Origin of the sequence: Enterobacter cloacae complex sp. IR53030 (assembly GCF_049238365.1) — a bacterium.
GTDB classification, from domain to species: domain Bacteria; phylum Pseudomonadota; class Gammaproteobacteria; order Enterobacterales; family Enterobacteriaceae; genus Enterobacter; species Enterobacter kobei.
Window position 1 is genome coordinate 37718 of sequence record NZ_JBMKHA010000018.1, and the last position, 15320, is coordinate 53037.

Below are 15320 nucleotides of genomic sequence, written 5' to 3' on the forward strand. Positions count from 1 at the left end.
GCATTATCACTTACTGGCGTTGTCTGGTTTGTGAAAAGAGTGTACTCAGCGCAAACACGGTGACAAAGAAGATGAGCGCCTCTGAGCTCAACAAAATGACGTCCGTCAGACCATAGAGCAATAAAAGAAGCATGGTCGTCAGCAGCAGACCATTTTTATTTTTAAGTGCGTACACGATCATCGAGATATAGAAAAAGAATAATATTACCAGCCCAGGGATCCCCTGAAGAGAGTATTTTTCAATGAACTCGTTGTGCAGATGAATCCGGGTAAATTCAAGCGCTGCCGCGAGATGTGGATGTCCATTTTTCACATATTGCTGTGACCAGACTTCGCGGTCTTCGACTGACTGCCCCATGGGGTGGGCAAGTCCGTTTTGAGCACCAATAATCCACATAGAAAAACGTGCACCGAGTGAGGTGGCGTCATATCCTTTTTGATAACGTTCTATTTCAGATTGTGTTTGTTGTATCTTAGGCAGAATTAACGGCTTGTAACTCACAACCACTATACCTGCCACAATACATAAGAAAATCAGCGTTGATTTCAGATGGATTCTTCTGAAGTGGTAGAGTGTGAGTACAATCGCCAGAAGCAAATATAATCCCATTGCGGCGCGCGTAGCCGTCAAAAGGATGACGAAATAAGAGATCAAGATGGTGAGCCCTGCGGCCACATACAGCTTTCTGTTTTTCTGAAGATAAAGGCTGTATACAAACGCCAGTGACAGTACGGAGTAAACATAGGCCGACACGGTTGGACGATTGATGGCCATCTCAACACGTTCCATACCCTGTGACGCTTGCCATAAGCCATAACCAGTAGCAAGGACAAATCCTGCACCAGAGGCATACAAGAAATATTTCAGGAAGGCTGTTTTATCAATATAAGATTTGAACCGGTCAAGATAGAAAACGAGAATACTCGCCAAAATCAATTTCTTGCTGGCGCCAAGGTAATCGCTATAAGCGTTCAAGCCTTCGTTATGATATTCATAGGCCATATACCAGATAAGATTGAGCAACCCAATCAGCAAAATGGGTAGCGCAATCGAAAAGGGACGAAGGGTGATTTTTTTATATTCGCACGCCAGGCCGATAATGCTGGCATAAACCGCAATATAGAAGAATTCACGCTGTTTCCCCGAGCTCAGTAACGCCAGCGCAAGCGAAATGAGGCTCAAAATAAGCGTCAGTTGATAGAGCCGCAGTTTTACTTTTTCCATAATGCCTCAATAACCCTTTTTTTGTAGCTGAAACGAACATCGCTGGAGAAGAAAAAAGAGAACGAATAAAGTGCTTTTACTCGTTGCATAACCAGTTTGAGTTGCGCGTCGGTCAGATATTGTCGATGGTTACTGTAAATATCAAACCAGTGGCAATTAATGAGATGCCTGAATGATTGCGGGAATATCTTTTCCATCTGTAATGTGCATTCAACAAGCGTAGCGATTTTACTGGCGTCAAGACGGCTCGATAAACTATCGTTACGTTTGATGTAATAATAGTGCCCCTTCCGCTGGAAGACTATTTTACTCGATTGCATCAGCATGCCGGGAAACACGGCGAAATCTTCATAACAGACCATTGAAGGGATCGGGTTGTTTTCGTACAGCCTGCGATGAACGAATTGCCCGATGAGGTGCGCCTGAAAGTCTTTATGCTGAAGGAAACGCGTTATTGCCTGGTGTTGTGATAAAGCAACGGGAGAGAACCCCTGCCAGTCAGCGGTGATTTTATGCGTATCGCGTATTTCCAGCAGGCGCGTCAGGAGCATATCAGGCCGCTGTGCTTGCAGAAATGCCACGGCGTCCCGGATGCTGCCCGGTTTCAATCGGTCATCGCTATCCAGCATGGTAATGTACTCACCTGACGCCAGAGAGAGTGCGCTGTTTCGAACATGACCGACGTTACGGTACTCAACGTATCGGGATTGCGCATTCGGAAGCTTTGGCAACCACGTCTCAATAATATCCTGTGTGGAATCATTGGAACTGTCATTAAAGATAATGATTTCTACATCATCGCCCGCATTATCAATCGCGTTTTGCAGGCTTTGTAGCGTTGCGTCAAGCGTGTCCTGGGCGTTATGTGCGGCAATAATGATGCTTAGAAAAGCCATAACAATTAGTTTCCCTGGGCATCAACGGTATATGCGGCCGCGTTAGCCGTTGGTAACGCGCAAATGAAATGTCTAATGTTGTCCAGCGATTCATCTGTTACAGAGAAGAGTTCTTCCCGGCTTTGTGAGAAGTAATAGCGAGTCTCAAAAACATACGAGCAAATATTGTCATCATTCCCAACCAACAGTACGTTGCCAAGCGGACGCTGTTCATAGTGGCAACAGGGTCCAAACAGTAAGATTACCGGCACGTCCACCGCGTCGGCAACGTAGACATTTCCTGAGTCGGACGCGATATAACAATCCATTTTTGAAATGGCCCACGGGAGTTCTTCAAGCGAAATTTTGCCAATCAGATTGATGAAGTTGGGCAATTCGCCATACGCGCGGGTGATATCATCCATCCACGATTGTTCGTTCGGGGCGCCAAACACATAAAACTCGCAGGGCAGGTCGGCGAGATGATCGGCAATCCGCTTCCAGATGCCCGGCGGGACGGTTTTCGCTTTATTTCCTGCGGCAATACTGATGCCAATGCGGATCACGCCGGGTTTATCAAGGATTGCCGGATATGTCGCGGGTTTAAAAAGTGGTCTGGTGGCGTGCTTTGGTGAGTCTTTCCAGGTCAGCGTGCGGTCGGCAAGTTTGAGATAGTTAGTCACCGACAATGTCTTTTTGCCGTGTTCAACGGTGCCGTCTGCCGTTGCATAGAAAATTCCGTGATACCACCTGCGTGTGTATGTGCTTAAGAACTGTTTGTTTTTGGCGTTACAAACGGAGGCAAAAAAAAGATTTACGCTGTTAGGCTGCAGAAGATACACATTGTCATAGCGGTTCATGATCCGGCAGGCAAAGCAGAGCTTTCGCCACAGGTTACGCTTATGCTGTTCGATGAAAAAAATCTCGTCGATCGTCTCATCATGCTTCGCCAGTGCACCTACGCTGCGACTAATAAGTACGTCGCTTTTTTGCAGGTATGCCAGAAGGGGCGTTGCATTAACAAAATCGCCGATTTTTGCTGTCTGAATAACCAGGTTTTTACCTGTGTCTTTGCGAAACAGCTTTCGGATGAGTTTCACCGGAAAGAGTAAAATCAGCAGAAATACATAACTCATGGGTTAAATATCCCTGTCAGAAAGCCGATGGCTGCCCTGTAAAAATGAAAAAATAGCATCTGCGCTAATATCCTTCGTGTGTTGCGTTGGGCTGACCATCTGGTGCTGGTTTTTGCCGTAGCCCCCAATCAGACCCGGATCGGTCGGGCCGAATATCGTAATATTCGGGCGATCCAGCGCTGCGGTTAAATGGCTTAATCCTGTATCCACGGAAACGACGGCATTCGCCCCCGCCAGCTCTGCGGCCACCTGCGCCAGCGTGAGTCTGGGCAATACCTCAACGTGCGAAAAACCGGAGGCCAGACGTTCTGCACGCTGTCGCTCATGTTCAGCGCCCCAGGGCAGTTTAATATGGATCCCGGTAGGTTGCATTAGTTCAATCAGTCTTCGCCAGTGCGTTTCCGGCCAGTGTTTATCGTCGCGCGTTGTGGCATGGAGGAAGACAAGATAAGGCTGAGTACAGGGGTCTGTATTGCGCAAAAAGTGCTGCGCAATGGCGTAGTCGCCCTGGGATTCCGGTTTTACATAGCCAAGACTCTTGGCAAACAGTTCACGGGTACGCTCCACCGCGTGCTGTTGTTTTGCAATACGGTGGCGACGGTTATAGAACAGGCTCGCCAGCGGCTCGCGGGCGGAGTGCCAGTCCATGCCATGCTTTACGCCGTGTGCCAGACGCGTCACCAGCGCGGCGCTTTTCACCAGCCCCTGCGCGTCGATGATCGCGTCGTAACGCTGCGCCTGAACCGCTTCGCGGAAGGCGGTGCGCTCGGCTTTAATCGGTGTGGAGAACCATGCTTTGCGCCAGCGGCGAATGGCCACCGGGATCACGCGGTCTACTGCTTCATGCCAGGTAGGGATCTGCGCGAAGCCTTCTTCCACCACCCAGTCAAAACGGATGCCCGGAATGGCCTGCATCGCGTCCGTCAGCGCAGGCAGCGTATGCAGAACATCACCCATAGAGGAGGTTTTAACGATCAATACCCGCATCCGTTACCCTTCTTCGCTCAACAGCAGTTCGTTGAGTTCTTCGAGAACACGCTGCGGCGTGATGTCGATCAGGCTCTGGTGATAGCCTTCTGCGGCATCGCCTTTGCGCACCTTGTGGTAGCCGGTAATCAGGCGAATGACGCGCGCTTTGTGCGACAGCGGCGGCGTGAAGTCCGGGCTGCTTGGACCATACAGCGCGACCAGCGGGCGGTCCAGCGCGGCAGCGACGTGCATCAGGCCGGAATCATTGGTCACCACGGCTTTACAGGCGGCGATCAGAATAACAGCTTGTTCGAGCTGCGTTTCCCCGGCCAGGTTTCGGCACCAGGCCTGCTGCTCTGTGCTGAGCGTGGCGAGAATTTCATTGCCTGCTTCGTGGTCTTTTGCCGAGCCAAACAGCACAATCTGATAGCCTTCGTCGATCAGCTGTTTTGCCAGCTCCGCATAGTGATAGTGCGGCCAGCGTTTTGCCGGACCGAACTCCGCACCAGGGCAGAAGCCAATCATCGGGCGTTCAGACGAAAGACCAAACGCGTTGCAGGTCTGGGATTTCTCGCCGTCATTAACCTGAAGCTGCGGCCAGAGCAGCGGCTGCGGCAGATCTTTCGCACTGCGCATCACGCCTTTGTCGTAGGCCAGCGCCACGTAGCGCTCCACCATTAGCGGCCAGGCCTCTTTGTCCAGCACCCGCGCGTCGTTCAGCAGGCCGTAGCGCATTTCACCGCGCCAGCCGGTACGGTGCGGAATACCCGCAAAGAAGGGCACTAAGGCAGATTTGAAAGAGTTCGGCAGGACATACGCGCGATCGTAGCGCTTCTCGCGCAGGCTATGGCCGAGCTTGCGGCGTTCGCCGATTTCCAGCGCACCGTGGCCGAGCGGCATCGGGATCGCCTCGTTCACTTCCGGCATACGCGATAACAGCGGACGGCACCACGCGGGTGCCATCACGTCGATTATCGCCTGGGGATAGCGCGCCTTGAGCGTGCGATAGAGACTTTGCGACATCATCATGTCGCCCACCCATGACGGGCCGATCACCAGAATTCTCATACTTACGCGTCGCGGTTCAGCCAGGCCATATATTCCGTTACGCCTTCGGCAACGGTCTTGAACGGCTTGTCGTAGCCAGCTTTACGCAGGTTAGTCAGGTCTGCCTGGGTGAACGCCTGGTAGCGGCCTTTCAGCTTATCCGGGAACGGAATGTACTCAATGCTGCCTTTTTTGTGGTACGCCAGCGTCGCGTCTGCCACTGCCTGGAAGGATTCCGCGCGGCCAGTCCCCAGGTTGAAGATGCCGGACACACCGTTTTCCCAGAACCACAGGTTGACTGCAGCCACATCGCCCACGTAGACGAAGTCGCGCTTAAAGCCGTCGCTGCCTTCGAACAGTTTCGGGCTTTCGCCATTATTCAGCTGGGTATTCAGGTGGAATGCCACGCTCGCCATGCTGCCTTTGTGCCCTTCGCGCGGCCCGTAGACGTTGAAGTAACGGAAGCCGACAATCTGGGAGTTCGCTTCTGGCAGAATCTGACGCACGTATTCGTCGAACAGGAATTTGGAGTAACCGTAGACGTTCAGCGGTTGCTCGTATTCGCGGGATTCGATGAAGTCTGAGGTACGCCCGCCGTAGGTGGCAGCAGAAGAGGCGTACAGGAACGGAATTTCACGCTCCAGGCAGTAGTGGAGGATCTCTTTGGAGTACTGATAGTTGTTGTCCATCATGTACTTGCCGTCCCACTCGGTGGTGGATGAGCACGCACCTTCGTGGAAAATGGCTTCAATCTCGCCAAACTCTTCACCTGCCATAATCTGGATAAGGAAGTCTTCTTTATCCATGTAGTCAGCGATGTTCAGATCCACCAGGTTAACGAACTTGGTGCCATCTTTCAGGTTGTCCACCACCAGGATGTCGGTGATGCCTTTGTCATTGAGAGCCTTAACAATATTGCTGCCGATAAAGCCTGCGCCGCCGGTAACGATGATCATAACGGTAACCTTTGAAGTGTGGAGTCCGGGGACAATCCCGAACGCTAATGTTTCTATCATATCATCACAATGCCCTGTCTTCAGCCATTCACCGATATGCGGTAGGGGTACACGTGATTTATGCTGCAAAAACGACAAGAGATACTGCGTCATCTCGTCATGAACTATAGGTTTGGGTAATATGTCCCGAAATTTGCCGAGTCTGGAGAATTGCAATGCGTGGTGATTTTTACAAACAGTTAAACAGCGACCTCGACACCGCACGTGCGGAAGGGTTGTTCAAGGAAGAGCGTATTATCACGTCTGCTCAGCAGGCGGACATCACCGTTGCCGACGGCAGCCACGTGATCAACTTTTGTGCGAACAACTACTTAGGTCTTGCGAATCACCCTGAGCTGATTGCCGCAGCGAAAAACGGCATGGATACCCACGGTTTCGGTATGGCCTCCGTACGCTTTATTTGCGGTACCCAGGATAGCCACAAGCAGCTTGAGCAAAAGCTGGCGAGCTTCCTTGGAATGGAAGACGCGATTCTCTACTCCTCCTGCTTCGACGCCAACGGCGGTCTGTTTGAGACCCTGCTTGGCGCAGAAGATGCGATTATCTCCGACGCCCTGAACCACGCCTCCATCATCGACGGCGTACGCCTGTGTAAAGCGAAGCGTTTCCGCTACGCCAACAACGACATGGTTGAACTGGAAGCGCGCCTGAAAGAGGCCCGTGAAGCGGGTGCTCGCCACGTGCTGATCGCCACCGACGGCGTGTTCTCCATGGACGGTGTGATCGCTAACTTGAAAGGTGTCTGTGACCTGGCGGATAAATACGACGCGCTGGTCATGGTCGATGACTCTCACGCGGTCGGTTTTGTCGGCGAAAATGGCCGCGGTTCCCACGAATACTGTGATGTGATGGGCCGCGTGGATATCATCACCGGTACGCTGGGCAAAGCGCTCGGCGGCGCGTCCGGTGGTTATACCGCTGCGCGTAAAGAGGTGGTTGAATGGCTGCGTCAGCGCTCCCGCCCGTATCTGTTCTCCAACTCCCTGGCGCCGGCCATTGTTGCCGCCTCCATCAAGGTACTGGAGATGGTGGAGTCCGGCGCGGGGCTGCGCGATCGCCTGTGGTCGAACGCCCGTCTGTTCCGTGAAAAAATGAGCGCCGCAGGTTTCACCCTGGCCGGTGCCGATCACGCCATCATCCCGGTGATGCTGGGTGATGCGGTCGTGGCGCAGCAATTTGCTCGTGAACTGCAGAAAGAAGGGATTTATGTCACCGGGTTCTTCTTCCCGGTGGTACCAAAAGGCCAGGCGCGTATCCGCACCCAGATGTCTGCGGCGCATTCGCCTGAACAAATTGAACGTGCGGTGGAAGCCTTTACCCGCATCGGCAAACAGCTGGGCGTAATTGCCTGAGGACGTGTGATGAAAGCGTTATCCAAACTGAAAGCGGAAGAAGGGATTTGGATGACCGACGTGCCGGAGCCGGAAGTCGGTCATAACGATCTGCTGATCAAAATTCGTAAAACCGCCATCTGCGGTACTGACGTTCACATCTACAACTGGGATCAGTGGTCACAGAAAACCATTCCGGTCCCGATGGTTGTCGGTCACGAATATGTGGGTGAAGTGGTTGGCATTGGTCAGGAAGTCAAAGGTTTCCAGATTGGCGACCGCGTCTCCGGTGAAGGCCATATCACCTGCGGCCACTGCCGCAACTGCCGCGGCGGGCGTACGCACCTGTGCCGTAATACCATTGGCGTGGGCGTAAACCGTCCGGGATGCTTCGCGGAATACCTGGTGATCCCGGCGTTTAACGCGTTCAAAATCCCGGACAATATCTCTGACGATCTGGCCTCCATCTTTGACCCGTTCGGTAACGCGGTACACACGGCACTCTCCTTCGACCTGGTGGGTGAGGATGTGCTGGTGTCTGGCGCGGGCCCCATTGGCATTATGGCGGCAGCCGTGGCGAAGCATGTGGGCGCGCGTAACGTGGTGATCACCGACGTGAACGAATACCGTCTGTCGCTGGCGCGTAAAATGGGCGTCACCCGCGCGGTGGATGTTTCCAAAGAGAGTCTGACCGACGTGATGGAAGAGCTGGGCATGACCGAAGGCTTTGACGTAGGTCTGGAGATGTCCGGTGCGCCACCGGCGTTCCGCACCATGCTCGACACCATGAATCACGGTGGCCGTATCGCGATGCTGGGTATTCCGCCGTCAGATATGTCTATCGACTGGAACAAGGTCATCTTCAAGGGGCTGTTCATCAAAGGCATTTATGGCCGTGAAATGTTCGAAACCTGGTACAAGATGGCGGCATTAATTCAGTCAGGTCTGGATCTGTCCCCGATTATTACTCACCGCTTCTCAGTTGATGAGTTCCAGAAAGGCTTTGACGCGATGCGTTCAGGTCAGTCTGGGAAAGTGATCCTGAGCTGGGATAAGTAATCAAAAAGGGGCCAGCGGCCCCTTTTTTTACTGATTTTTTTTCTCTTCGTCCGTCAGGTAACGCACCTTGCGGGTATAGTCCTGACCTTTAAACAACAGTTTGTTTTCAGGTGATTCAAGATACTTTTGCCATTCTAAGAGCGGAAAACCACCGTGCGCACCAATCACCTCTTTCGGCACAACGGCTTCCTGTCCGCCAATCTTCTTGGACACCGGCCAGTTCATCCAGTCGCCCAGGTTAACCGTTTTTAAATCCAGCATGTCCAGTAGCGCGGCGAGCGGCAGCTGATCCGTCGGCGGTTGCGTGTCTTCCATCAGTTCCCAGGTATCCTGGAACAGCGTGAGCCACAGCGGGCAGATACGGCGCCAGGTCTTTTTAGTGGCCGCAAGAAACGCACCGTTAACATGATCAACCAGATACGGGCGCACCGTCTCTTTGTAATACGCCGGGACTTTCTCCGCTGGTGCGCCGTCCAGCTTGGCAATCATTTTTCCCTGGCGGAAGCTGGAGTAGATGTGCATCTCGGCCATGTTGATTTCTGGCATCTTCAGGAGGTTGAGATCGGAATCGATCATCAATACGCCTTCACCGCGCGCCTGCAGCGGGGCGTTAAGCTTCACCAGGCGGCTAAGGTAGATCTGCTTGTAGCGATAACCTTCTTCACGTTTTGGCAGGTCGAGGGTCACTATGCGGGTTTTCGGCGGCAGATTGCCAAACGCGGATTCTGGTTGATCGCTGACAATCACAATCTCGCTGACGTCGGTGGCATATCGCTCTGCAAAGGTCGCGGACAATAACGCCTCTTCGACGAAATCCGCACCGGTGCAAGGGATCACGATAGAGTCAACCGCCACGAGATCGCGCGTGACCGGAAGGGAAGCGTAGGGAATGTTATGTCGCCCGGTGATGTGGCGGTAGCGAGCATTCAGGAATTTAAACATGTTCTTCTCGTTTGGTTATTGCGCGCCAAGAACGGCCTCGACACCGTTAACATAGCTTTCAATGGCATACACGTTGCAGACATTCTGATGCGCAGCGGCGGCGAGCCGGGTGCGCAGATCGGGATCCTGCCAGATATTATCCAGGTGTTGAGCAAGTTGCGACACATCGCTCCACGGGAAAAGCAGCCCGGTCGATGCATGATCGATCAATTCTGCCGTGCCGGTCACCTTTGAGCCAATGACGGGGATATTCAGCAGCATCGCTTCCAGCACGACGCGGGGCAAGCCTTCGCTCTGCGAGGCCAGAATAAACGCGTCAAAGGTCGCGAGGTAGTCAAAAGGCGTGTTCTGGAAACCGGTGAAAATCACATGCTCAGCAATACCCAGCGCATCAGCTTGTGCCGCCAACGCACCGCGTTCAGCCCCCTCACCGACCAGCACCATCTTCCACCTCGCCTCGGGATGTTTCTGGTTGAACTGTGCCAGCGCTTCCAGCGTGTGGTGGTTGGCTTTGCGAGGGATTAATGAGCCAATGCTGCCGAACACGAACGTGTCGTCATCAATGTTCAGGCGATTACGCATCGCGCGTCGGTCGGGTAAAGGCTGATGGATGTCGATGGCATTGTTGACCGTCGTACACAGCTCGGGTCGGACCCCATGCTGAACTAACACGCGTTCTACGCCATGTGAGACGGCGATGATTTTTGTGGCATGGGTATTCACCAGCTTCACCAGCGGCGGGGTCAAAACAGGTTCAATTCGACAGTGCTGGATTATCCGCGCATGCACGTTTGCACCTGCCAGATAACCCTCTTCGTTAGAGCCCGGCTGGTTGTTCATATAAAGCGTATCGAAACCGCCATCCCTGAAAATCGTCTCGATTTTGCTAACGTTGGGTCGAATACGCCAGAGCGTATCAACATGACGTGTAAATGCCTTCCGGGCGCTGCGGGAGAAAAACAGCAGGCTACGTCCCAATTCTTTGGCAATCTTCGCCCATGCGGGCTGCTTATGTTGAGGGATGACAATTAAGGGAATGCCAATACTGTTCAGCACCTGGCCGATGGTTTGCCCTTCGGCCCGGCTGTAGTCACTGTAAAAACAACAGGTAATATCGAACTTTTCGCGGTTAATACGCTTCAGAAGTTCGAGCATACTGTTGGTGCCTCCTCCCCATTCTTTACCGGTATCGAGGAGCAGAATTTTGTGTCGCTGCGGCATTTTTCTACCTTAATCGCCTGTCACTGAGAATGGCTCACTGATACTTTCTTACCCCATCCCTGCCACTGGTGCTGGAAGTATTGCACCAGCGTACTCTGGCTCACGCTTTCGCTGATGACCGCGAAGAAGCGGGTTGCATGCACCGGTTCAGGCGGTTGTTTCAGCTTGCAATTCTTCACGCCACGGAACGGGTTACGCGGCTGCGTTGCGGGTGGTTGTGCGCTACCCGGGCGAGACGTATCGACCTGCGGCTCATTGAGCAGATCGCTCGGACGTACCAGTGTGATATCTGGAGGCAAGGTCGGCAACATCTGTTGTAAAACGCGCACCGTAGAAGGATGCGGGTGGCCGATGGCAATGGCTGAACCATTACGTCGGGCGAGCTGCACGGCGCGATTGAACTGCACGCGAATGTCGGCCTCGTTCTGAGTATCATCCAGGAACACCTTGCGCTTGATCACCTTCACTCCCGTTCCCTGAGCGGCACGCATCGCCTGGCTATTGCCGATGGTCATGCTGTCGAGGAAGTAGAGGTTGTAGCGTTCCAGCGCCCGCATCACTTTTAGCATGCCGTACAGGCTGGAGGTCATCGCGCTACCCATATGGTTGTTCAGGCCAACGGCATACGGCACGTTGTTGTAAGCGTCACGGATGATGCGCTCGATCTCATCGCTGCTCATATCCGGACGAAGCGTATCTTTTTCCAGCGGCTGTTTACTGAGCGGTGCCATCGGCAGATGGATGAGGACCTGATGTCCGCTGTTGTGGGCTTTGGTCGCCATCTCACGGGCGTGAGGCGCATTCGGAAGGACGGCGACAGAGATGGCTGGCGGCATCGCCAGCACCTGATTTTCATAGTGCGGACGATAACCGAAGTCATCAATCACAATCGCGAGTTTACCTGCGTATACCGGTGCAGCCAGCGCCAGCGCGCTGACGACGGAGAGAACCATTCGACGAAATTGAAGCAAAACTTATCTTCCCAACCACGGCTGTGGATTGACCGCCTGACCCTGACGACGAATTTCGAAATAGAGTGACGGGCGGCCCTGACCGCCACTGCTGCCCACAAGGGCGATGGGTTGGCCTGCGCGCACCTGTGTGCCAACGCTGACCAGTGCGCTCTGATTGTAGCCGTAAAGACTCATGTCGCCTTTACCGTGCTCAACCACTACCACAAGACCGTAACCCTGCAGCCAGTCGGCCAGAATCACTCGTCCATCGGCAATGGCTTTCACTTCACTACCTTCAGACGCACCGATAACGATCCCTTTCCAACGTAGCTCACCCTGCAGCTGTTCGCCATAACGATGCAGAAGTGTACCGCGAACGGGCCAGTAGGCCTGACCGCGTGGGGAACCCAGACCGCCGGTACGCGACATCAGGGAACGTTCGCTTTCGCTTGGCTTGTAGGTGGTACCTTTGCGGGAGGCTTCCTGCTGCTTGTCGCGGACAGCCTGCGCCTCGCGGGCCTCTTTTTCGGCACGCGCTTTCGCCGCGGCTTCGGCACGGGCGATACTGTTACGCAGTTTTGATTCGTTGGCACGCATTTCACTCAGCTGGCTCTGACCTTGCTGAATGGAGGACTCAAGACCGGAAAGGGTTTTCTTGCGCTCGTTACGAGCCTGCTCAAGTTTCGCCTGCTGCGCTTTTTGTTCGTAGAGCAACGTCTGCTGCTGACTCTGCTTCTCTTCCAGCTCAGCTTTTTGGGTGGAGACCTCTTCACGCGTCTGTTTCAACTGCGCAATGGTCTCCTGACGCGCCTGGTTCAGATAACCGAAGTAGGCCTGCAGACGCTGACCGCGCTGGCTCTCTTCACCGCTGAGGATCAACTGAAGACCGGTGTGTTCACCCTGTCGGAAAGCGGCATCAAGCTGTGCGGCAAGATTGCGCTCCTGTGCATCACGCTGGCGCTCCAGTTTGGCAATCGACGCGTTCATCTCGTCGATCTGTTTATTCAACTGAGCGAGGGTATCTTGCGTTTCACGGAGCTTACGGGCTGCGGCCGAAATAGCTTCTTCCTGCTGCTTAAGCTGGGCGAGCAGGGCGGAGCGTTGCTGTTGTTGCTGGCGTACCGCACGCTCTTTAGCGGCGATATCCGCCTGAATGGATTTCAACTGGTCGCGATCGTCCGCGTGGGCGGATGCGGCGCACAGCAATACGCCAGCGCTGAGTGCGCTGGCGCAAAGCAGGGGTCTGACTGATAACCTAAGCGGCTTCACGACCCATGTGATTGAAAAAATCGCCTTTCCCCTCATGGGGAGGGATTATTCCACGATGAACAGCGGCTTACCAGTCATCTCTTCAGGGATCGGCATACCCATCAGCGACAACATGGTTGGCGCGATGTCAGAAAGCTTGCCGCCTTCCACTGCTTTCAGTGATTTATCACCGACATAAATCAGCGGAACAGGCAGGTTGGTGTGAGCGGTATGCGCCTGGCCCGTTGCCGGGTCGCGCATCTGTTCCGCGTTACCGTGGTCAGCGGTGATCAGCAACTGACCGCCTACGGACTCAACCGCTTTTGCAACCTGCTCAACGCAGTGATCCAGTGCTTCAACCGCTTTCACGGCGGCTTCCATCACGCCGGTATGACCGACCATGTCGCCATTCGGGTAGTTACAGATGATGGTGTCGTACTTGCCGCTCTTGATGGCCGCGACCAGTTTTTCAGTCAGCTCAGCAGAGCTCATCTCTGGCTGCAGATCGTAAGTCGCGACTTTCGGTGAGTTGATCAGAATGCGCTCTTCACCTTTGAACGGCTCTTCCACGCCGCCGTTAAAGAAGAAGGTCACGTGCGCATATTTTTCGGTTTCGGAAATACGCAGCTGCGTTTTGTCATTCTTCGCCATCCACTCGCCGAAGGTATTAGCCAGCGAGGCTGGTGGATACGCGCATGGGGCTTTGATGTCTGCCGCGTATTCGGTCAGCTGGATGAAGTCGAGGTTTACCACTTTCTTACGGGCAAAACCGTCGAAGTCGCTGTTGACGAAAGCACGGGTGATTTCACGCGCGCGGTCAGCGCGGAAGTTCATGAAGATCAGCGCATCGCCATCTTCCATGGCGGCATCGGGCTGGCCTTCAGCACGAATCACGGTCGCTTTCACGAATTCATCGTTTTCATCACGTGCGTATGCGGCTTCCAGGGCTTCAACGGCAGTCGGGAACTGGAACTCACCTTTTGCCAGGGTCATCAGGTCATAGGCCTGTTCAACGCGATCCCAGCGGTTGTCGCGGTCCATGGCGTAGTAACGACCAATGATGGAGGCGACGCGGCCTTTGCCCAGTGCGGCAAATTTCTCTTCGAAGGCTTGCAGAGAGCCTTTTGCGCTGCGTGGTGGCGTATCGCGACCATCCAGGAAGGCGTGCAGATAGATTTTTTCTGCACCGCGCTCGGCGGCCAGTTCAACCATCGCCATGATGTGATCTTCGTGGCTGTGTACACCGCCCGCGGAGAGCAAGCCCATGATGTGAACGGCTTTACCTGCCGCAACGGCTTTATCTACCGCGCCGCAAAGAACCGGGTTCGCGAAGAAGGTGCGTTCTTTGATTTCGACATCCAGACGGGTCAGGTCCTGATAGACGATACGGCCCGCGCCCAGGTTAACGTGACCGACTTCGGAGTTGCCCATCTGGCGGTCAGGCAGACCGACTTCCAGACCGGATGCGTCGATCAGGGTATGGGGACGTTTCGCCCACAGCGCATCCATCACCGGGGTTTTTGCGCTGAAAATAGCGTTATCCTGGCTGTCTTCACGGTAGCCATAGCCATCCAGAATCACCAGTACCATAGGTTTTTTAGAAACCGACATTGCAACAACCTCATGCTCAAGAGTCAAAATTTGCGTAATTTTACTACAGCTGAATCGATCAAATAGCCGCAGAAGATCAAAGAAAGCGCAGGGGCAAGGCGCTGACCGGACCATTTTGAGGCATTTTTTTAGGTGGCATGCCGCAGAAAATGGATTAGGTTAGGGTCGCTGGCTGTATTTGCCAGAACGCACAGGTATACTCCTGTCCTGGTTTTTTTATCACTTAGTCGGGAGTAGTTACCCTCCATGCAAGAAATTATGCAATTCGTTAGCCGCCATCCGGTTCTGAGCATCGCGTGGATTGGCCTGCTGGCTGCTGTGCTGTTCACCACATTTAAGAGCCTGACGTCTAAGATTAAGGTTATCACCCGTGGTGAAGCGACGCGTCTGATCAACAAAGAAGATGCCGTCGTTGTCGATCTGCGTCAGCGTGACGATTTCCGTAAAGGTCACATTGCAGGCGCAATCAACCTGTTGCCAGCTGAAATCAAAGCGAACAACGTGGGTGAGCTTGAAAAACACAAAGCCCAGCCAATTATCGTTGTTGATGCAACCGGTATGCAGGCGCAAGAATCTGCCAGCGCGCTTTATAAAGCGGGCTTCGAAAATGTAACGGTACTGAAAGAAGGGATCTCCGGCTGGAGAGGGGAAAATCTTCCTTTGGTTCGCGGTAAATAAGGAGTTCAG

General features: G+C 53.7%; 14 protein-coding genes. 3 read left to right on the forward strand and 11 right to left on the reverse strand.

Annotated elements, in window-relative coordinates:
- Positions 1-10: 10 nt before the first annotated feature.
- From ACOTXR_RS17620 to rfaD, 6 genes are read right to left on the reverse strand one after another with little or no spacing between them, the layout of a single operon-like run.
- Complete coding sequence (locus tag ACOTXR_RS17620; protein ID WP_014881994.1) at positions 11-1225, reverse strand: O-antigen ligase family protein; 1215 nt, start codon at positions 1223-1225, stop codon at positions 11-13.
- Complete coding sequence (locus ACOTXR_RS17625) at positions 1213-2121, reverse strand: glycosyltransferase family 2 protein (protein ID WP_023331726.1); 909 nt, start codon at positions 2119-2121, stop codon at positions 1213-1215. The genes ACOTXR_RS17620 and ACOTXR_RS17625 overlap by 13 nt, the downstream gene beginning before the upstream one ends.
- A gap of 5 nt (positions 2122-2126) precedes the next feature.
- A complete protein-coding gene (locus ACOTXR_RS17630; RefSeq protein WP_023331727.1) occupies positions 2127-3236 on the reverse strand; it encodes a glycosyltransferase family 9 protein in 1110 nt (369 codons plus the stop codon).
- 3 nt (positions 3237-3239) lie between these two features.
- On the reverse strand, positions 3240-4223 hold the full coding sequence (gene rfaC / locus ACOTXR_RS17635; RefSeq protein ID WP_023336550.1) for a lipopolysaccharide heptosyltransferase RfaC: 984 nt from the start codon (positions 4221-4223) through the stop codon (positions 3240-3242).
- A 3-nt stretch (positions 4224-4226) separates the two neighbouring features.
- Positions 4227-5273 carry an ADP-heptose--LPS heptosyltransferase RfaF gene (gene rfaF, locus ACOTXR_RS17640; RefSeq protein WP_014881998.1) on the reverse strand — a complete coding sequence of 349 codons (1047 nt, stop codon included), beginning with the start codon at positions 5271-5273 and terminating at the stop codon, positions 4227-4229.
- 2 nt (positions 5274-5275) lie between these two features.
- A complete protein-coding gene (rfaD, locus tag ACOTXR_RS17645; protein WP_014881999.1) occupies positions 5276-6208 on the reverse strand; it encodes an ADP-glyceromanno-heptose 6-epimerase in 933 nt (310 codons plus the stop codon).
- Between the two features lie 215 nt (positions 6209-6423).
- On the opposite strand from rfaD, the gene kbl reads away from it, so the two are divergent.
- Together kbl and tdh are read left to right on the forward strand one after the other, a co-directional pair.
- Complete coding sequence (gene kbl / locus ACOTXR_RS17650; protein ID WP_014882000.1) at positions 6424-7620, forward strand: glycine C-acetyltransferase; 1197 nt, start codon at positions 6424-6426, stop codon at positions 7618-7620.
- 9 nt (positions 7621-7629) lie between these two features.
- Positions 7630-8658: an L-threonine 3-dehydrogenase gene (gene tdh / locus ACOTXR_RS17655; protein ID WP_014882001.1), complete on the forward strand. Its 1029-nt coding sequence runs from the start codon at positions 7630-7632 to the stop codon at positions 8656-8658.
- A 27-nt stretch (positions 8659-8685) separates the two neighbouring features.
- Here the strand turns inward: tdh and ACOTXR_RS17660 are convergent, their stop codons facing one another.
- Genes ACOTXR_RS17660 through gpmM form a run of 5 tightly spaced genes read right to left on the reverse strand, consistent with a single transcriptional unit; the run spans position 8686 to position 14633 of the window.
- Positions 8686-9600 (reverse strand): hypothetical protein, encoded by a 915-nt coding sequence (locus ACOTXR_RS17660; RefSeq protein WP_058690591.1) that lies wholly within the window; start codon positions 9598-9600, stop codon positions 8686-8688.
- A gap of 15 nt (positions 9601-9615) precedes the next feature.
- A complete protein-coding gene (locus ACOTXR_RS17665) occupies positions 9616-10821 on the reverse strand; it encodes a glycosyltransferase (RefSeq protein WP_023331731.1) in 1206 nt (401 codons plus the stop codon).
- A 20-nt stretch (positions 10822-10841) separates the two neighbouring features.
- Positions 10842-11792, reverse strand: coding sequence for a divergent polysaccharide deacetylase family protein (locus ACOTXR_RS17670; protein ID WP_032635331.1), 951 nt, complete (start codon positions 11790-11792; stop codon positions 10842-10844).
- Between the two features lie 3 nt (positions 11793-11795).
- Positions 11796-13055: a murein hydrolase activator EnvC gene (envC, locus tag ACOTXR_RS17675; RefSeq protein ID WP_230278613.1), complete on the reverse strand. Its 1260-nt coding sequence runs from the start codon at positions 13053-13055 to the stop codon at positions 11796-11798.
- Between the two features lie 33 nt (positions 13056-13088).
- Complete coding sequence (gpmM, locus tag ACOTXR_RS17680) at positions 13089-14633, reverse strand: 2,3-bisphosphoglycerate-independent phosphoglycerate mutase (protein ID WP_032635332.1); 1545 nt, start codon at positions 14631-14633, stop codon at positions 13089-13091.
- A gap of 246 nt (positions 14634-14879) precedes the next feature.
- Here gpmM and ACOTXR_RS17685 point away from each other — a divergent pair, with 246 nt between their 5' ends.
- Entirely contained in the window at positions 14880-15311 is a 432-nt protein-coding gene (locus ACOTXR_RS17685) for a rhodanese-like domain-containing protein (RefSeq protein ID WP_058690592.1), read from the forward strand.
- Positions 15312-15320: the final 9 nt, after the last annotated feature.